The organism is Vreelandella jeotgali Hwa, from assembly GCF_000334215.1.
GTDB classification, from domain to species: domain Bacteria; phylum Pseudomonadota; class Gammaproteobacteria; order Pseudomonadales; family Halomonadaceae; genus Vreelandella; species Vreelandella jeotgali.
In genome coordinates this window covers 346,543-363,689 of the sequence record NZ_AMQY01000023.1, presented here as the reverse complement: position 1 = coordinate 363,689, position 17,147 = coordinate 346,543, and the positions used below count along the sequence as shown (strand labels likewise).

Here is a 17,147-nt window from a genome sequence, read left to right as displayed (position 1 = left end):
CTCGTCCTGTTTATTTGACCTGCCATAATTCCATGGGGAAGGGCGCATCGTCGTAGCGTGCCGTACAGTTGGCCATTTTTTCCTCGTCGGCTTGTTGGCGTTGGCACGTCACGCTGGGCATTTCATAGTGGCTATCGTCGCTGCAGTTGGCCTGTTGATGCGCATCAATGTTCAGCGACTCCTGCTCGAAGACAGCCTGGACCGGGCCACTGCAAGTAACCCCGTCCTTCCCGCCACGCCGGATATGCATGTCGCCATCGCCCTTTTCAAAGGTATAGGAAACTTTCAGCGGCCGGCTGTCTCGTGTATCCATGATGCCGGCGGCAGCCCAGTCACCGTTCAGAAAGGTCGCCTTGCCTTCTTCGGCGTCTTCCGGAATGGTGAGTGGCTCCATTTCAGGCAATGCCGGGCCTTCAGGTGGCGCCGGGGGAGCAGCCGTAGCGTTACTATCGGCAGGGGCCGCGCCCTTGCCGGCGCCGCCATCGCCACCACCACTAGCTTCACTACCAGGACCATCCCCGCCACCGGCGCCTCCACCGCCACTATCCATTCCGCTATCGGCCATGCCAACGCCTGCGCCACTCATGTCGGGCGCACCGGGCATATCAGGCAATGAGGGCGCCTTGCCCATCCCCGCCATATCGGGCAAACCGCCAATAGCCGGCCAGGCCAGCCCTCCGATAGTCCCACTACCGGAAAGCAGCGCCCATTGGCCCGTTGAGGGTATGTCCAGCCCCCCGCCCGAACCAGCGGTGTCGGGTGAAGTGTTGTTGGATGTGTCCTTGCTACCGGCATCATGCTCGGGGGTGCCGGTATTGGAAGTATCTGTGCCGGGCAACGGCACGCCGGGCCCCGTGCACGAGCGTAGACCGAACAGCAGAGCAAGCAGAGCCAGCAGCAGAAGTAGCGGAAGCCACCACCAGCGTCGCCACCATGAGGTTTGTTGTGCAACGGGGCTGGCGGCTGCCGACGGAGGCGTGGGCGGCGGCGAAACCGGCTCGGGCCGGGGTGTTTCAGCGGGGTACAGGCAGCGAAGCGGGTCGGTCCGGCGGCTCGCTCCCGCATGAATAAAGCTCCAGAACGTCAGTACCGGCGTATCGCCTACCAGATAAACGTGGTTTTCATCGGGAAAATGGCAGACCCATTGGGCCAGACGCGAAAACACTTCATGGTCTCCGGACGCCGTGTTATCGCCTGGCGCCAGTGTTGCCAGTTCCTGCTGAAACGCCGCTAGCTGAGAACGGCCGGCGTCACGCTGTTCCTCGGTGGCTTCTTCCCAGGGCGTAATATCGCCATCCACCGGGCTGTACCAGTCAATATGGGTGCCTTGCTGGTCACGCTGGGGGCGTGCCAGATGCCGCTCTTTTCCGCGCAGCCGGCGGGCAATAACCATGCGTAGCTGATCGGCCGACTGATAGGCAGGCTGCCCGGTATCACCCAGGGCACGAAAATCCTCGATTCTGCCACTGCGAAGTAATGGTGTGCTCATGAAAGCTCCCCGCACATACCGGAGGTGCGGCAGAGGGGAGTCGGCATTTGGGCATGCAGAGCCTGAAGCACGGGTAATGATTGCCCCGGCGAAGTATTGGGGTGTCCTTGCAAAACGATCTTCCCTGAATCGGCAAACCGGAAAAAGCCAATGGAGGCGGCGTTACAAAACTGTTTGGAATTATGAAAATATTAGCAGTTGATTTTATCAATCATGGCGATAAACAACAACAATTTGCTATTCGAGTATCCGGAAGTGAGATTTTGTATTCTGTCGTTACTGGCGTATCTCCCGGTGTCGATACCGGAGTACGTAAAAGTTATAACCTGCAACCCGGTATTTTTCCAATCCACGATTTAGCACCTATTCATGCAAGGCGTGGTTTCTTGACAACTACCGGTTTCTCGCCAGGTCTGAATCTGCTGCATGCGTGCGTAGAAGGCCGGGCGTTGTGCCGGATAGCCACCAAACGTTGGCGGGGGTTGCATCGCGCGCATTGATCCGTCATTTTGTACAACGCATGTCCAATAAAAGGTACAAGATATGGAAATGGTAAAATTCGGTTCGGACGACGTTGAAAACACGCTGTCCAGCATGTCGGAAAACCAGCTCGATGATTTGGCCTTCGGTGCCATCGAGGTGGATGCCCAGGGCAAGATCCTGCGTTATAACGCTGCCGAAAGTGATATCACCGGCCGCGCTTCCAGCGACGTGATCGGCAAAAACTTCTTCCGCGAAGTGGCTCCCTGTACGGATCGCCCGGAGTTCCGGGGTCGCTTCGAGGAAGGGGTGCGTCAGGACAACCTGAGCACGATGTTTGAATACGTCTTCGATTACCGCATGACCCCTACCAAAGTGCGCGTCCACATGAAGAAAGCCATCTCCGGCGATACCTACTGGATCTTCGTCAAGCGTTTGTAATGACTCACTTCCACTCCTGCACGCTCCATGATCCGCTGGATCATGGAGCGCTTTTCCGTTGCATGGTCTCGCTGGTAAGCGCCGAGCTGGCGCAGATGCGCGGTTGCGACCCGCAGGATCTGGCGTCCGACTCCTGGCGGCCTGATACGCGCTTACGGTCGGGCGGCCACAATGTATCCGACAATGCAGCTGCCGCTGTCCGTCCATCGATGGACGGGGTGTGCCTGGATATTGACTCGCTGGAAACGCTGCAGCTATCCATGACGATTAGCCGGTTTTTCCAGGTGCCCGATAGCGGTCTGGAAGATTACCTGCTGCGCGCGCGGACGCTGGGTGACTGGGTTGAGGTGATTGCCGGGTCGCGGCAGGAAGGCGCGCGGGCCCTGGCCTTTGCCAGCTCGGGAAGCACCGGGCAGCCGGTCATCCACCGGCATGAATGGTCAGCGCTATACGAGGAAGTCCGGTTTGTGGCCGATCTGTGTCAGGCCAGGCTGGGTCAGACGCGCACGGGCGGAGCGGTGCAGCGTGTGGTCACCTGCGTGCCTTCGCATCATATTTACGGCTTTTTGTTCGGCGTGCTGTTGCCGCAGCTCTGCCAGGTGCCAACGCTGTCCGGCAGCGCTGCGATGATGAGAGCCCAGAGTGGCCGCCTTCAGCACGGTGACGTGGTAGTGGGATTCCCGTGGTTCTGGCAGCGTTGGGTCGAGGCCGGCGTCAATTTGCCTGATGGCTGCGTGGCGCTGTCCTCCACGGGGCCGCTGCCGTCGGCAACGGCTCGGCGCATCGAGCAGAGCGGTATAGCGGGGTTGATCGAGATTTACGGGTCAAGCGATACCTCGGGTATCGGCTGGCGCGATCATCACGACGCGCCTTTTACCCTGTTTCCTCGCTGGCAGCGCGGTCAGCACCCCGAGGCGCTGAGGCCAGCCGACGATTCGACCGACACCGTGGAAGCGCCCGACAGTCTTGACTGGGTCAGTGAGCGGACGTTTTATCCGGGCGGTCGTCACGACAAGGCCGTCTCGGTTGCCGGGACCAACGTCTATCCCGCCGCCATTGCCGAGCAGCTGGAAGCCCTGGCGGAAGTCGCTCAGGCCAAAGTGCGGCTGATGCACCCGCGCGAAGGTGACAGGCTCAAGGCATTTATCGTGCCGGCGTCCGACGCGCAAAACGATCGCTCGGCACTGGAAGCGTCGCTTTGGCAGTGGTGCCGCCAGCATCTCAGCGCGGCACAAACCCCGGCGGCATTGACGTTCGGCACGGCGTTACCCGTCAATGCCATGGGCAAGGATACCGACTGGCCAGCGTTCGCGCCCGCCTCGCCGGACGACCCAAGCTAACCGTCCGGTGCTTGCCCGCGCGCCACAATAGTGCTGGCAGCGGCGTAAATTTCGCGGCGCCAGCTTGCCGGCGCCTGTACGTCGACGTTGGCGCCCATGCCCATCAACCACCACAGCGTTTGCTGGTCGTCGGGGATGTCGGCTTCCAGCCTCTGCCAGTCGCTGTCAGGGAGCGCCGTCAGCGTTTGCCGCCGGGAAAGCGGCGTCTCGCTGAGCAGCCAGGCGGTCTGTGGCGAGATGTTGGCCACCAGATGAACCGGCTCGCGGCTTTGCAGATAGCCAAAGGCACCCCGAGCAATATAATCATCCAGGTCAAATCCGACGGTCTCCCGCCAAGGGGCATCGCTGCCCTCAACGTCCACAATGCGGTGCATGGCAAACTGACGAATGTCGTTGTAATCGTTCACCGTTGCCAGTAGGTAGGTCACGCTATGGCGACTGACCAGCCCCTGCGGATGCAGCGTATAACGTCTGTGCTTCTCCGCACTGCGCGACAGGTACGTTACACGGATAGCCTCTTGCGCCAGCAGCGCCTCGGACACCGTCTGCCAGGTCGCCTCGCTCAGCGGTGCCGGCAGCAGTGCCTTGCCGTTGGGGATCGCGCGGACTTTGCGCGCCCAGCGGCTCAGCCCGTTCTGCGCGAGATCATCCAGTAGCCCCCGGGCATCGCGGAATTGCGGTGCCAGCTGGTCGATCACCACCGGCGGCAGCAACCCCTTCAGATACTCTTCCGCCAACACCAGCGTCAGCGCGCTGGGTACGTCAAGCGCCGGCAGATTGCAGTGAAAATCGCGGTCAAAATACCAGCGATAAGGCCGGCTGCTATCATCGCAGATCAGCGGAAAATGCACCGAAAGGCGATCGCGCAGGTCGCGCTGCAGCGAGCGGGTGTCAATCCGAAAACCACGCTCGGCAAGCTTCTCCTTTAATACTGGCGTGGCAATACGCCCGGGATAGCGTGGAATCAGCTGCAGCAGGGTCAAATAGCGAAAAAGCGTGTCGCGCAGTTCAGACATGCAAGCACCTTGTTGGGCCGGTAGGTAGACGTGTGCTCACTCTAGCGCGAAGCGTAAAAGACGACGACCCTGGCTTGGCATGGGCTGTAACGTGAAGTGTCTCCGCTGCAACGGATACCCATGCTACCCCTTATAAAACCGCGGATTGATAAGCTGGGCAATCGAATGAGACTCAATATCTGACAGCATAATGCGACACTAATTGTCGCATTTTATTGGTATGATATCACTTGCTTCTTTACTCATATTTTTTCAAGCTGACAAAGAGATGCTTCAAGCATTTCGAAAGAGAAAAAAATGATGGCAATGTATCAATGGAGAAAAGGGTATGATGGACCTCAAGGAGATGAGCCACAAAAGAAGGCTGGCGATTTCCGTTGCTGCAGCTTTTGTTGTACTTTTGTCGTGGACAGGTATCATAGATTTACTCTCCAGGGAGTATGTTGACGCTTCAACGCTGCAAGCATTTGCGGCTTATGGAACCGCGCGAGTTTTTAATGCAGCGGTTTCACTGGCATCATCCGTTAACATAAGTGCATCCTTGGGCATTGGGTTTGATGTTCATCCCTTTAAGATCCTGGAGCCCATCAGTGATCTGGTGGAAGATTATAGCTCAGCAATGAAAGTTGCTATCTCATCCCTGGTAATCCAGAAAATAATAGTGGAAGCGGTTTCTACTATTTTCTTCAAGGTTATTCTGACTGTTTTGGGCGCTGTTTTTGTCGCCTCTATTTATTTCAAGGATGGCGCATATTCATTTTTTGTTTTCCGCCTTTTTGCTTTTTTTGCCTTGATTCGTTTTTTGCTGATCATGGTCATAATGATGAATGGGGTAGTGGATCAGGCTTTTGTGGACAAGGCCATCACACCTCATATGGAAGAGGTTAAGGCAGCTTCTGATGAATTATCCGAGGAAACAGCGTCAGATAATGAGCTGAGCGAGGATAAAAGGCAGGGGTTGATCGAGATGCGCGATGACCTCACCGAAAAGCGTATGCAGGTAAAAGAGGATATAGTAGACAACCAGCAATCGCTGGAGGCATCAAAAGAAGCGATTCAGCCGATCCGAAGCCGGGTGGATAGCATGAAAGACGAAATGGGTACGATACAAAAGCTCAACGTTTTTTCGCGCAAGGATGAATATAATGAAGCAAAAGAAAACCTGGACCTGGCACAGGCGAAAATTGATGGTTTTAAAGAAAAATAGGCGATCTGGAAGAAAGGAGTCAGGAAATAAAAAATGATATTGAGAACACCAATGATGTTTTGGCAGGCAAGAATGTAGATGAGGGGTGGATAACAGGGATGAAGAATAAGATATCCGAATTTCGGGATATGGCAAAATGGGAGCGTGTTACCAGCACCCTGGATGATATTATTCCATCGCTCTTGAGGCTGATGGCAGCCTTTATGTTCAAGACGCTGATTATGCCGTTGGTTTTCCTGATGCTGTTCCTGAAGGGGTTTAAATATATATGGGGTGTTGATCCCAGAAAATGGGTGAAGGATGAATATGCCAGTCTGCGAAAAATAGAAGAATAAAAAAAGGCCGAGGTAACGTAAGTTGCCCCGGCCTTTTTTGAGCGTTACAGGTGCTGTACCGGCATGGCCTGGTGCCCGCCGCCGGCAACCGGGTCTTACTCCGCTGCCTGCCGGAGGGTTTGCTTGAGCTGGTTTTCGCATTCGGTCAGGCGGCCTTCGGCTTCGCTGCGTTTGCTGCGGCCCTGTTCGGCGATGTCGATGGATTCGTTGATGGTGTCGATCAGGCTCTGGTTGGCCTTTTCGATGGATTCAATGGCAAAGACGCCGCGTTCGACTTCCTGGCGGACTTCGGCGTTGGCGTTCTGGAGGTTTTCGGCGTTGGCTTCGAGCATCTCGTTGTTGAGGTCGGAGACGTCTTTAAGCGTCGAGGCGGCTTCCCGGGTGCGGTAGACGGTGATGGCCTGGGCGAGCTGGTTTTTCCACAGCGGCACGGTGTTGATCACGGCGCTCTGGATCTTGTTGACCAGGCTCTTGTCCAGCTCCTGGGTCATGCGGATGGAGGGCAGCGACTGCATGACGACCTGCCGCGTGAGCTTGAGGTCGTGTACCCGGCGCTCCAGGTCTTCGCGCGTGGTCTGCATGTCGCGTAGCTGCTGGGCCTTGATGGCATCGTCGCTTTGCTCGGCTTCAGCCCTGGCGTCGGGAATCGCGTGGGCGTCGATATCAGCGATTTTCAGCTCGCCGGCCTCGATGTAAAACTCCAGATCGCGGAAGTAGTCCAGGGTGGTGTTGTACAGCCGGTCGAGCATGGTGACGTCCTTGAGCAGCGCGTGCTTGTGCTCTTCCAGCTGGCGGACGATGGACTCGATCTGCGATTTGACGCTTTCATACTGCTGGATGAATTTGGTGATGGGCGCCACGGCGCCGAACAGTCGCTTGAACCAGCCCGGTGATTTGCCGTCCTTGAGCTCCTGGGTATCCAGCCCGCGGAGTCCGGCGGTCATGTCGTTGAGTGCTTCGCCGGCCTTGCCGGTGTCCTTGTTGCGCACGCCTTCGAGCATGTTTTCCGATACCTGAGTCACCTCGCGCTGGGCGGCGGCACCAAAGCCGATGATCGACTGGCTGTTGCCCACTTCGATCTCGGCCATCAGCGTTTCTACCTGCTGGCGCTCGGCGTCGGGGAGGTCGGCCAGCTGCTTGCCGTCACCGGATTCGGCCAGCACCCCGGCGCCCGCTTCGCTGACGTCCTTGAGCACGGTGCCGGCGGGATCTTCCACGTTCTGTGTTGTTGCGTTCATGGGCGTGGTTCCTCGCTTTTGATGGTTTGGGTCAGGACGTCCAGGTCGACGTCCAGGTCCAGAATGTCGTTGCTCAGGTTGCGCTCGTACTGGCGCCCGAAGGCCGTTTCGATATCGCTCAGGGCGTTGTCGCTGCGGGTCAGCACCGCCTGGACGGCGTCGCTGTCGGTCTTGTCGTCGAGACCGGCGCATTTTTCGGCGATATCGGCGGCAGCGCCCAGGTAGCGCTCGAAGGTGGCGGAGTGGCGGATGTCGCGCGGGTCCTCGACAAAGCCATCAACGATACGCTCCGCCCCGCTGATCACGCCGTCGGTGCGTTCGCGCAGCGTGCCATCGAGGGACTCGCCGGCGGCTCTGAGGCGCTCGATACGCGCCCGGCAGGTAGCGATCACGTCGGCCGCGCCGGAGGCATCGCCATCCCAGTCGTCGTTCAGGGTCGACAGCTGTTCGGTCAGCGATGCCCGTCGCGGCAGCAGCAGGCTGACGCCAACAAAGCTGCCCAGCGCCAGCGTCAGCGCGTACGCCGGCTGCCAGGCGGGCATGGTCAGCCCATGGAGCGCCGCCAGGTAGGTGGCCGACGCCACGGCGCCGGCCAGCAGCGAGCGTGCGGTCTCGCTGATACCCAAAGCCGAGCGTGCCTGGCTCATTGCGCCTGCCCCATCCACCGGGCAATGGTGTCGTGGTGAGCTTCGATCCACTCATAGGCGGCCTGGCGGTTGGAGGTTTCGCGCGCCCGGGCCATCAGCGACTCCAGCTCGTCGATGGAAAACTGCATGCGGCGCAGGAATGCCACGGCATCGGGGTAGTCGTCTTCCAGCCCCTGGCGTACCACGGCGTGCACGGATTCGGCGTCGCCGTAGACGTTATCGGGATCATCCAGGTAGCGCAGGCCATAGGTGGCAAACATCCAGTGCGGGCGCCAGCCCGTGGCCACAAACCAGCTGTCGTCCTCGGTGGCCTGGCCGATCTGCTGCGTCATTTTCGGCCCGGTGCCGGTCAGCAGTTCGTAGTCCAGGTCATACGCCGTCATGGCCTTGTTGGTAAGCGACATGATGCCGGCGTTGGGCTCGATGCCCTGAATCCTGCCGTCCAGTTTGTCGCGCACGTCGGGGTTGGCCAGGTCGCCAATCTCGGAAACCTCGGACTCGGGAATGTAATCCGGCACCACCAGCCCTAGGTTGGCGCCTTCGTAAATCGGCCCCAGATCCACCGTGCGGTCGCCGTAGCGCTCCAGATACGATTCATGGGTGAGTGGCTGCCAGGACATCAGCATGGCGTCGAGATCGCCGTCGGCGACGCCGCGATACTGCACGGAGATATCCGCCAGGGTGAGCTCGACATCGTAGCCCATGCCCTGGCCGAGGATGAGGGTGGCAAGTTTGGACACCACTTCGGCATCGTCCCAGGCGGTCCAGCCGATGGTCAGGTCAGGATCGGCCGAACGGGCACCGGCGGTGGGGGCAGTCAGCGCCAGCGCCAGCAGGCCGGTGCCCAGCGCCGTTTTACAGCCGCCGTTGAGGCGGCGATGGGTATCAGTCGTCATCGGCCTGGAACTCCTTGATCGGGTCAAAGCTTTGTGATTCGGCCAGCACACTGTTCAGCCCGTCGGCCAGCTCTTCAGGGTTTTTGGCGCTCTGATACGCCGTACGGCCGGGCTGGTTGAGCGCCGAGCGTTCGATGCAGAAGCCGATGGTGTGGATCTCCACCGGGTTGGCCGGGTTTTCCAGAATCGCGTTGATCTGTGGCGTCGGGTTCTGGCCTTCGCTGTGCTGACCGTCGGTAATCACCACCAGGCGGTAGGTGCCGTAGCCCTGCTGGGCTTCGGCCTGGGTGGCCAGCTGCCCGCGCGCCATCTCCACGGCATCGTAAAGCGGCGTGCCGCCGTTGGGGTAGGCCTCGTCAACGGCCTGGCGGAAGTGGTCGCGGTTGTGGCGGCCCAGCGGCACGGTGACGTTGACGCCGCGATTATCGAACACCACCAGCCCCAGGTTGTCTTCCCGGCCAACGCCGTCGAGCCAGGCACCCAGCGCGGTACGCGCGGCCACGGCCTTGTTGGGGTAGCTCCCGGAGCAGTTATCCCGGGACATCGAGCCGCTCATGTCCAGCACCACCATGTAGTTGGTGCGGGTGAGATGAGTGTCGAGCGTTTCCGGCGCGTCGCCGTTGTCGGGCGGCCAGACGGCCTGGCCGGCCTCGCTCACGGTCGCCGGCTCGGCGGTTGTCGGATTGTTGGTGTCGTCGCTGTCGCTACAGCCGGCCAGCGCCAGCGGGAGCGCGATCAGCGCACTGGCAATCAGGTAATACATTGCAGACTCTCCCGCTTACCAGGAATTGGCCGGCGTGAACGACGAGGCCTCGGCTTCGACGTTCACCATGCGGAAGGTGACGCGCATGTTGGACAGCCATTCCGCCTCGGTGTCCGGCGGGCAGGGATCGCCGCCGCACATGCCGGTTTTGGGTTCGGAGATGCCGTGCCCCAGGGTCACGAACTGGCTTTCATCCATCGCCTCGCCCTGGTCGTCGGCAAACGCCATGACCGCATCGCGCACGGCAATCGCGCGGTTCATCGACAGGTTGCGCGTGGCCTGGCGGATCGAGCGCAGTTTGCTCTGGCTGGCGCCGTCGTGCTTTTGCCGCAGGTAGTTGAGCGGGTCGGAGTGCCCCTCCACGCTGATTACCGCGCCGCCGTAGGTTGAGGCCAGCTCGGCCACGCGCTCGAACTGCTGGCGGTATTCAGCCGGCGGGAAGGCGGTCTGGTTGGGCTTGAAGTGGATGTCGAAGTCGATCAATGCTTTTTGATCCAGATCGCCGGACTCGTTCAGATCCTCGACCACCTGGGTGGTCTTGTCGCTGTCAAAGCCGGGCAGGCTGGCACGGCGCTGGTCGAAAAGGTCATCGCCGAGGCTGGCGTAGTCCAGGTCGGCCAGCTTGAGCGAGTAGGCGCTTTGCATCAGGTTGCGGCGTACCAGACCGCTCTGAATCTCGTCGTTGATCGACTTCCACGAACGCGGCTTGTCAGGGTTGGCCCAGTCGATGTTGCCCTGGAGGCCGGCGGTTTCCACGTCGCCCCACATCTGCTCGGCGGCCTGGGTCGCGCCGGCGTCGTCGAGCAGATATTGACCCACGGCGCCCCAGTCGATGATTTGCTTGACCACGTCCTCGCGTACGCTTTCCTCGGTGCTGAACAGAGTATCGACGAAACGCCGCACCTGGTCGGGATTGGCTTCAAGGTAGTCCGCGCGCACCACGTAGACCTCGGAGATCACGCGGTTGGCTGACCGGGTGGAGAGCAGGGTTTGCGCCCCCTTGACCGAGCCCTCTGCGCCGGTGCCGGTGGTGCCGTCGCTGGTCAGCACCCGGGCATCGGGCGCGATGACGAAGGCCGCGTCGATATCGGCATCGTCGAGAAAGGCGCTGGCCGGGGTATCGCCGCCCAGCCCGCGAAGGTCCTCGGTGTAGCGGATATCCGGTGCCTGCCAGGTGCCGCCGTCGTCTTCAAGCGTTTTGCGGGCATCGGCCAGAATACGGTTCATGTACGACAGATGCGGCCCCTGCGCCTGGGTGACGAGGGTGGCGCCGGACAGATCTGCCGGGTTATCAATCCCGGGGCGCACGACCAGGGCATCGCCGCCGTTGGAAAAGCCGTGCTGGTAAAGCCCCACCACCCGGGTGCGTTCGTCGTTCTCGGTGAGATCGGCCACGGCGTTGATCATGCCCTGGGTGCCGCGCATGATCGGCATGTCGCATGAGAGGTAATCCTGCACCTGGCGGGCGATGTCGTTTTCCGGCACCAGGGTGACGTCCAGCCCCGCGTCGGCAAAGGGACTGTCGTCCTGAGTCTCAAGGGCATAGCCGTTTGCCGCCAGCGGCACGACATCAACGCCCGATGTCCGCAGCGGCACGGTAAGCGAGTCTTCACTGCGGCAGGCTTCCACCCGCGGCGACAGGCTGTCCGCCAGAGGCTTGTTGTTGGCTTTGGCATCATCGGCTGCCGCCGCCGGGCCGGCAACCAGGGCGGTGCCTGCCACCAGCAGGTTGACCAGCACCGTCAGGGGTCGTGTGGCGAACATGGCTCGCATCCTCGTCGTTGGTCGTTGGGGGAAGGGCATCGGTCAGGGGCGAACCGTCACGTCTACCCGCGCAAGCCGGCGCTGATAGGCCCGGTCGCTCTCGTCATCGCGGCGCTCCAGCGGCTCGGCGCCGGCCACACCCCCGGTGGTAATGCGGTCGGCGTCCACGCCTTCGTCGGTCAGGCGCTGCTCGATCACCTGGGCACGCCGCGCCGACAGCGCCTGGTTGGCCTGGGTATCGCCCAGAGTGCCGGTATGGCCGGTGACAATAATCGCCGCCTGGTCACGCGCTACCGCGTCGCGCACGATCCGGGCCAGCTCGGTGTCGGCACCCTCACCCGGCTGGACGCCACGGCGAAAATCCAGGTGATAAACCGCTGGTTGCTCCGCCTGCCCCATGCTGTTGAACAGCAGTGAGGCGCCCGCGGTCACTGCCAGAATCAATAGCCCTGACAGGCGTTTGCCCCAGCCACGCATCGGTTTTTGCATTACGCTGCTCTTGTCGAATGAAGGATGGCGTTTTCTCGGCGATGGCCATTCAGCCGATTCATACACAAAACGCCGACATGATGCAGAAAGGGTGACGTATCCGCCAGAGGGGTTCAACCCGGTGGAGAACTGCCTGGCACAACCCTGATTCTGCACCGAAACGGCTGTATGCAAGTGGGAGCGGCTTTTATCCCGCCCGTGGCTTTATTTTGGTATATAAAGCGGGGAAGATAACCTGCGCGATAGTCGCACCGTGTACACGTTTTGCTTCAGGGAAGAATGACCATGGCCAACCAGACGCCGGAGCAGACATCCCGCGATGCCATCGATGCCCAGCTGGAAAAAGCAGGCTGGGTGGTGCAGGACAAGAAACGCATCGATTTTTCTGCCGGTCTGGGCGTGGCGGTGCGCGAATACCAGACGGAAGTTGGCCCGGCCGATTACGTTCTCTTTGTTAACAAGCAGCCCGTTGGCGTGATTGAGGCCAAGCCCGACACCTGGGGTGAAAAAATCACCACCGTGGAAGATCAATCGTCGGGTTACGCCAATGCCGCTCTCAAGTGGATAACAAACCGTCAGCCACTGCGCTTTGTGTATGAAAGCACGGGGGTAATCACACGCTTTACCGACGGGCTTGACCCTTTCCCGCGCTCGCGCGAAGCGTTCAATTTCCATCAGCCCGCAACGCTTGCCAAATGAAGAGCGCAAAGGCAAAGCCTGCGCGGCCGTTTGCAGGCCATGCCGCCGCTGAATACCGACGGCCTGCGCCAGTGCCAGATCGACGCCATTACCCACCTGGATGAATCGCTAAAGCAGGACAGGCCCCGTGCCTTGGTGCAAATGGCCACCGGCGCCGGCAAGACTTTTACCGCCATTACCGCCAGCTATCGACTGCTCAAGGAGCCGGTAAGTGCCCGGCATATCCTGTTTCTTGTGGCAAAAAATGCCAACGACAAGCCCGCTAGCGAGCTGCTGGCCCGCATCAAGCAGGAAAAGGCCGAACGCCAGGCCGCAGAGCAAGCCGCCAAAAAAGCAGCGAATAAAAAGCCCGCCGCCACATGCAGCGCCAAGGCGTCGCGCACGAGTGTCGCCCGCCATGCCTAAGCTGCCCATCAACATTGATGACCTGCTGCACCGCCGCACGGTGGAAGACGAGCGCATCGAGTACAAGGCCGGGTGGAACCCCGAGACTATTTTGCGCACGCTCTGCGCCTTCGCCAACGACTTTCATAACCTTGGCGGCGGCTATGTGGTGATCGGTGTCGCGGAACAAAATGGCCAGCCCCGGCTACCGCCGGCAGGGCTTGCCCCCGAGCAGATCGACGCCATACAAAAAGAGCTGATGAACCTGGGGCACTCGGCCATTGCGCCGCCGTTCCACCCCTTGACGGCCACCTACGATATTCAGGGCAAAACGATTCTGGTGCTTTGGGCCCCCGGCGGTGAAACCCGGCCCTACAAGGCCAAAACCAGCCTCAGCGATAAAAAGGCCGAATGGGCCTATTACCTGCGCAAACACACCAGCACGGTGAAGGCCGCAGGCGATAACGAACGCGAGCTGATGAGCCTGGCCGCCACCGTGCCCTTTGACGACCGCTACCGGCAGACGGCAACCCTGGAGGATCTTTCGCCGTACCTGATGCGTGAGTTTCTCGAGCAGGTCAAAAGCGGCCTGGCGAGCGAATCGCGGGAGCTGGACAGAGAAGCCCTTGGGCGGCGCATGAACGTGGTGGGCGGCCCCGCCGAGATGGCGTTGCCCAAAAACGTCGGGCTGCTGTTTTTCAACGAACACCCCGAGCGGTTTTTTTCCGGTAACCCAAATCGACGTAGTCTATTTCCCCGACGGGGCCGGCGGCGACCGCTTTGAAGAGAAGATTTTTCGCGGCCCGCTGGGCCGGATGACCCGGGAATCGCTCAGCTACATTGCCGCCCATCATGTGCAGGAAGCGGTGGTAAAACATCCTGACCGGCCGGAGGCCGAGCGCTTCTGGAATTATCCGCTGGCGGCGATTGAAGAGGCCGTGGTGAATGCGGTGTATCACCGTTCCTACGAGATCCGCGAACCCATTGAGGTACGCATTACGCCGGAAGAGCTGGTGGTGCTGAGCTTCCCCGGGCCGGATCGCTCCATTCGGCTGCAGGACTTGCAGGCGGGCCGGGCGGTCAGCCGCCGCTATCGCAACCGCCGTATCGGCGAGTTTCTCAAGGAGCTGGAGCTGACCGAAGGCCGCTCCACCGGCATTCCCAAAATACTGAGGGCCATGCGCGCCAACGGCTCGCCCGCACCGGTATTTGAGGCGGACGACGAGCACAGCTATATGCTGGTACGGCTGCCGCTGCATGCGGGGTTCATGGAGAAGCCATCAAGCGCTGCCGCTGCGGTTCCACAATCCGGCGATCCAGTAACCGATCAAGTAACCGACCAAGTAACCGATCAAGTAATGCGGCTGTTGCGTGTCTTGCAGACGGAAGAACTCGGGGCTAAAGCGCTGATGAACGCGCTGCGGTTAAGCCACCGGCCGACGTTTACCCGCAATTATCTCTTGCCTGCGCAGGCGCTCGAGCTGGTCGCCATGACCCAGCCGGACTCTCCCCGCAGCCCTACGCAAAAATACCGCTTAACCCCGCTGGGCAGGCAGCTGCTTGCCCTCAAGGAAACCGATTAATGAGCACTTCCGCGATTATCTCCCGTGTCTGGAGCTATTTTTTGGCTGAAAGACAAAAGCCTGACCGATCTGGACAATTTGCCGGAGCCGGATGAGCTGGCCAGCGATATCGTCGAAAACCTGGAGGCCGGGCTCAACAGCTTCCGCCAGGTGGTCGAGCAGTTAAAAGCTTGAGTTATGAGGGTTAAACAAACCCTATGGGCCGCTGGTTGCCGTGCTGTTCGCGTTCTTCGTGGATGAGCGCGTCGAGCAGGGAACTCAGGCGCACGGGCAGGCCGCGCAGGTCGAGCTGGTCCAGCGCGGTGCGGACGTTGCCCGGGGTGACGCGGCGGCGGTCCAGTTGGGCATCCGGCAGGGCCGCCAGGCGAGAGTGATCGCGTTCGGGCAGCACGGCCTTGAGTAGGTCGCGCAGCGGCGCCGGGGGCAGCGGCAGGAACTCGACCTTGAGGTCAAAGCGGCGCATCACCGCGCGGTCGAGGCTATCCACGCGGTTGGTGGTGGCCAGCAGAATGCCGTCGAAGTTTTCGATCTGCACTAGCAGCTCGTTGGTGTGGGAAATTTCCCAGCTTTGCATGCCGTTGTCGCGCTGCATCAGTAGCGTATCCACCTCGTCGAGCAGAAGCACGGCGTTTTGTTGGCGGGCCTGCTGGAACAGCGCCGCCAGTTTTTCCTCGGTGCCGCCGACGTATTTATCCATCAGGCTGCTGGCGTGGGCGGTGACCAGCTCGCGGTCGAGGCGTTCGGCCAGGTGTTGGGCCAGCGCCGTCTTGCCGCTGCCGGGCAGACCGTGTAGGCAGAGGCGCCCGCGCTGGCGGCGGGTAAGCCGCGCGACAATGCTCTCCAGCCCCGGGCGGGTATGCAGCCATTCAAGCCGATAGTCGGGCATGGCGGGCCCGCCGGGCGCGGAAGGCGCGGCGATGGCGTCGCTGTGGGTTTCGCCCAGGGCATTCAGGCGGTGGCTCATCAAGGTATCGATGTGCTGTTCGTTGCGCTGGGGCGTGCGCGGATTGAACAGCGTGCCCAGGCGGCACAGCTGCTGAGCCGTCGCCGGGGTCATCCACGGCTGGGCGGCCAGCTGGCGGCGTCCGTCGGGCGTCACCGGCAGCGTTTGCAGCAGGTGGCGATAGTGCGCCCGGGCCTGCTGGCCGGTCTGGGCCTGCACTTCAATAATCAGGTCAAAGCGGCGCAGATAGGCCGGGTCGAGCCAGTCCACGCTATTGCTGACCCAGATGCCCGGCGCCGTGTTCTGTTCCAGCAGCTGGTTCATCCAGCCCTTGGGCAGGGCGTCTTCGTCGTGCATGACGTCTTCGATCTCGTCAAACAGCACCAGCGCGGCCTGGTGGTCGATGAGTTGCTGGACGACCTGAAAGCGGCTCAGGCGTTTGCTCGGGGTCAGCACCTCGTTGTCCTTGTCCACCACCGGCACGCCGTAAAGCGGGACGTTCAGCTGGGCGGCCAGCGCCTTGACCAGCTCGGTCTTGCCCACACCGGGCGCGCCGTGAATCAGCACATTGGCGCCTTGCTGGCGGTGGTTCAGCGCCTTTTGCAGGTAATCCACCGCCAGCTGACGCAGGGGGACCGCATCAAAATCGGCCAGGCCAAAGTGGGCAACAGGCTCCCGGGGGCAGAGGCTCATCAGGTGCCGGGCCAGGTGTTCGCGCAGCCCCCGGGAAGACAGCGTCGCGGCATCGTGATTGATCAGCGGCGCCAGGCCGCGCAGCAGCGGGCCGGCGGAGAGCACGTCGTCCATGTCCAGCAGCGTGAAGGTGTTGTTGCTGCGCTGGCCACGCAGCAGGCCGAGCAGCTTCAGGCGGCTGCGTTCGTGCAGGCAGTGTTCGAGCTCGTCGTTGCCGTAGCCGGTCATCTGCGCCAGGAGTTTTTTGGCGCGGGTTTCTTCCACGCAGGCCAGAATCGGGTTCATCTGCGGGTGGCGCAGCCATAGCCAGGCCAGCGTCAGCAGGTATTGCTCCAGCGGGCCGAGCCGCAGCAGGTCAGACAGATGCTCGCAGAAAGTGACCAGGGTGCAGCGTATCGGTTCGGCGGGCGACAGCTCGGCGGTCGTCTCGCGCCACCAGCGTTTCAGCAGCGGTGCGTAGTCCTCGTGGCGGCGGCTGCCGGCGATTTCCTCGGGCACGGGCATGTCCAGCCAGGCCAGGAGGTTGTGCCAGTCGTCATCGTCGAGCGTGCTGTTCCTGCCCAGAAATATCACCAGGCGCACACAGGTCAGCTGGGCAAACAGGCGCTCCTCGGCACTATGCGGCTCTTCGCTGTCAGGCGCCGTGTTGATATCGATGATCTGTCCCCACTGCATGGCCGTCTCCTGTATTGCGGTATAAGCCCATGATATCGCCATCGTGCGACGCAATGTGTCGCATA

At 61.0% G+C, this 17,147-nt stretch carries 18 protein-coding genes; 9 read left to right on the top strand and 9 right to left on the bottom strand.

Annotation, left to right across the window (positions count from 1 at the left end):
* Window positions 1-10: 10 nt before the first annotated feature.
* Window positions 11-1,489: an SrfA family protein gene (locus C793_RS14530; RefSeq protein WP_156805061.1), complete on the bottom strand. Its 1,479-nt coding sequence runs from the start codon at window positions 1,487-1,489 to the stop codon at window positions 11-13.
* 543 nt (window positions 1,490-2,032) lie between these two features.
* Here C793_RS14530 and pyp point away from each other — a divergent pair.
* Window positions 2,033-2,410 (top strand): photoactive yellow protein, encoded by a 378-nt coding sequence (gene pyp, locus C793_RS0112145; protein WP_017431221.1) that lies wholly within the window; start codon window positions 2,033-2,035, stop codon window positions 2,408-2,410.
* Complete coding sequence (locus C793_RS13955) at window positions 2,410-3,750, top strand: AMP-binding enzyme (RefSeq protein WP_156805060.1); 1,341 nt, start codon at window positions 2,410-2,412, stop codon at window positions 3,748-3,750. The genes pyp and C793_RS13955 overlap by 1 nt, the downstream gene beginning before the upstream one ends.
* On the opposite strand, the gene C793_RS0112135 is transcribed toward C793_RS13955, so the two are convergent.
* Window positions 3,747-4,766, bottom strand: a complete 1,020-nt coding sequence (locus C793_RS0112135) for a helix-turn-helix transcriptional regulator (RefSeq protein ID WP_017431219.1) — start codon at window positions 4,764-4,766, stop codon at window positions 3,747-3,749. The genes C793_RS13955 and C793_RS0112135 overlap by 4 nt on opposite strands.
* A gap of 328 nt (window positions 4,767-5,094) precedes the next feature.
* On the opposite strand from C793_RS0112135, the gene C793_RS0112130 reads away from it, so the two are divergent.
* The gene (locus C793_RS0112130) at window positions 5,095-5,973 is read left to right on the top strand and encodes a hypothetical protein (RefSeq protein WP_017431218.1); all 879 of its coding nucleotides are present in this window, start codon (window positions 5,095-5,097) and stop codon (window positions 5,971-5,973) included.
* Window positions 5,974-6,071: 98 nt separating this feature from the next.
* Window positions 6,072-6,308 carry a hypothetical protein gene (locus tag C793_RS0112125; protein WP_017431217.1) on the top strand — a complete coding sequence of 79 codons (237 nt, stop codon included), beginning with the start codon at window positions 6,072-6,074 and terminating at the stop codon, window positions 6,306-6,308.
* A gap of 95 nt (window positions 6,309-6,403) precedes the next feature.
* Here C793_RS0112125 and C793_RS0112120 read toward each other — a convergent pair whose 3' ends face one another.
* The 6 genes from C793_RS0112120 to C793_RS14125 are packed head-to-tail and all read right to left on the bottom strand — an operon-like array spanning window position 6,404 to window position 12,105.
* Window positions 6,404-7,546 (bottom strand): toxic anion resistance protein, encoded by a 1,143-nt coding sequence (locus C793_RS0112120; RefSeq protein WP_017431216.1) that lies wholly within the window; start codon window positions 7,544-7,546, stop codon window positions 6,404-6,406.
* Window positions 7,543-8,193, bottom strand: coding sequence for a 5-bromo-4-chloroindolyl phosphate hydrolysis family protein (locus C793_RS0112115; RefSeq protein WP_017431215.1), 651 nt, complete (start codon window positions 8,191-8,193; stop codon window positions 7,543-7,545). Before C793_RS0112115 ends, C793_RS0112120 begins: the two co-directional genes overlap by 4 nt.
* A complete protein-coding gene (locus C793_RS0112110) occupies window positions 8,190-9,089 on the bottom strand; it encodes a glycine betaine ABC transporter substrate-binding protein (RefSeq protein ID WP_017431214.1) in 900 nt (299 codons plus the stop codon). Before C793_RS0112110 ends, C793_RS0112115 begins: the two co-directional genes overlap by 4 nt.
* Window positions 9,079-9,852, bottom strand: coding sequence for a vWA domain-containing protein (locus C793_RS13950; protein ID WP_017431213.1), 774 nt, complete (start codon window positions 9,850-9,852; stop codon window positions 9,079-9,081). Before C793_RS13950 ends, C793_RS0112110 begins: the two co-directional genes overlap by 11 nt.
* Before the next feature lie 15 nt (window positions 9,853-9,867).
* On the bottom strand, window positions 9,868-11,616 hold the full coding sequence (locus tag C793_RS13945) for an OmpA family protein (protein ID WP_017431212.1): 1,749 nt from the start codon (window positions 11,614-11,616) through the stop codon (window positions 9,868-9,870).
* Window positions 11,617-11,658: 42 nt separating this feature from the next.
* Window positions 11,659-12,105, bottom strand: coding sequence for an OmpA family protein (locus C793_RS14125; protein ID WP_017431211.1), 447 nt, complete (start codon window positions 12,103-12,105; stop codon window positions 11,659-11,661).
* 285 nt (window positions 12,106-12,390) lie between these two features.
* Between C793_RS14125 and C793_RS14635 the strand changes: the two genes are divergently transcribed.
* The 5 genes from C793_RS14635 to C793_RS14525 are packed head-to-tail and all read left to right on the top strand — an operon-like array spanning window position 12,391 to window position 14,945.
* Complete coding sequence (locus C793_RS14635) at window positions 12,391-12,804, top strand: type I restriction endonuclease (protein ID WP_017431210.1); 414 nt, start codon at window positions 12,391-12,393, stop codon at window positions 12,802-12,804.
* A 39-nt stretch (window positions 12,805-12,843) separates the two neighbouring features.
* Window positions 12,844-13,209, top strand: a complete 366-nt coding sequence (locus tag C793_RS14630) for a DEAD/DEAH box helicase family protein (protein WP_026106271.1) — start codon at window positions 12,844-12,846, stop codon at window positions 13,207-13,209.
* A complete protein-coding gene (locus tag C793_RS14625; protein ID WP_217994476.1) occupies window positions 13,202-13,972 on the top strand; it encodes an AlbA family DNA-binding domain-containing protein in 771 nt (256 codons plus the stop codon). The genes C793_RS14630 and C793_RS14625 overlap by 8 nt, the downstream gene beginning before the upstream one ends.
* A 31-nt stretch (window positions 13,973-14,003) precedes the next feature.
* Window positions 14,004-14,771 carry a Fic family protein gene (locus C793_RS14620; protein ID WP_217994475.1) on the top strand — a complete coding sequence of 256 codons (768 nt, stop codon included), beginning with the start codon at window positions 14,004-14,006 and terminating at the stop codon, window positions 14,769-14,771.
* A gap of 24 nt (window positions 14,772-14,795) precedes the next feature.
* Window positions 14,796-14,945 carry a hypothetical protein gene (locus C793_RS14525; RefSeq protein ID WP_017431208.1) on the top strand — a complete coding sequence of 50 codons (150 nt, stop codon included), beginning with the start codon at window positions 14,796-14,798 and terminating at the stop codon, window positions 14,943-14,945.
* A 10-nt stretch (window positions 14,946-14,955) separates the two neighbouring features.
* Here the strand turns inward: C793_RS14525 and C793_RS0112070 are convergent, their stop codons facing one another.
* Complete coding sequence (locus C793_RS0112070; protein WP_017431207.1) at window positions 14,956-17,082, bottom strand: AAA family ATPase; 2,127 nt, start codon at window positions 17,080-17,082, stop codon at window positions 14,956-14,958.
* Window positions 17,083-17,147: the final 65 nt, after the last annotated feature.

Coding starts and splice junctions, on each gene's coding strand:
- C793_RS14530 (WP_156805061.1), bottom strand. CDS start 1,489: ATGAGCACACCATTACTTCGCAGTGGCAGAATCGAGGATTTTCGTGCC.
- pyp (WP_017431221.1), top strand. CDS start 2,033: ATGGAAATGGTAAAATTCGGTTCGGACGACGTTGAAAACACGCTGTCC.
- C793_RS13955 (WP_156805060.1), top strand. CDS start 2,410: ATGACTCACTTCCACTCCTGCACGCTCCATGATCCGCTGGATCATGGA.
- C793_RS0112135 (WP_017431219.1), bottom strand. CDS start 4,766: ATGTCTGAACTGCGCGACACGCTTTTTCGCTATTTGACCCTGCTGCAG.
- C793_RS0112130 (WP_017431218.1), top strand. CDS start 5,095: ATGATGGACCTCAAGGAGATGAGCCACAAAAGAAGGCTGGCGATTTCC.
- C793_RS0112125 (WP_017431217.1), top strand. CDS start 6,072: ATGAAGAATAAGATATCCGAATTTCGGGATATGGCAAAATGGGAGCGT.
- C793_RS0112120 (WP_017431216.1), bottom strand. CDS start 7,546: ATGAACGCAACAACACAGAACGTGGAAGATCCCGCCGGCACCGTGCTC.
- C793_RS0112115 (WP_017431215.1), bottom strand. CDS start 8,193: ATGAGCCAGGCACGCTCGGCTTTGGGTATCAGCGAGACCGCACGCTCG.
- C793_RS0112110 (WP_017431214.1), bottom strand. CDS start 9,089: ATGACGACTGATACCCATCGCCGCCTCAACGGCGGCTGTAAAACGGCG.
- C793_RS13950 (WP_017431213.1), bottom strand. CDS start 9,852: ATGTATTACCTGATTGCCAGTGCGCTGATCGCGCTCCCGCTGGCGCTG.
- C793_RS13945 (WP_017431212.1), bottom strand. CDS start 11,616: ATGTTCGCCACACGACCCCTGACGGTGCTGGTCAACCTGCTGGTGGCA.
- C793_RS14125 (WP_017431211.1), bottom strand. CDS start 12,105: ATGCAAAAACCGATGCGTGGCTGGGGCAAACGCCTGTCAGGGCTATTG.
- C793_RS14635 (WP_017431210.1), top strand. CDS start 12,391: ATGGCCAACCAGACGCCGGAGCAGACATCCCGCGATGCCATCGATGCC.
- C793_RS14630 (WP_026106271.1), top strand. CDS start 12,844: ATGCCGCCGCTGAATACCGACGGCCTGCGCCAGTGCCAGATCGACGCC.
- C793_RS14625 (WP_217994476.1), top strand. CDS start 13,202: ATGCCTAAGCTGCCCATCAACATTGATGACCTGCTGCACCGCCGCACG.
- C793_RS14620 (WP_217994475.1), top strand. CDS start 14,004: ATGACCCGGGAATCGCTCAGCTACATTGCCGCCCATCATGTGCAGGAA.
- C793_RS0112070 (WP_017431207.1), bottom strand. CDS start 17,082: ATGCAGTGGGGACAGATCATCGATATCAACACGGCGCCTGACAGCGAA.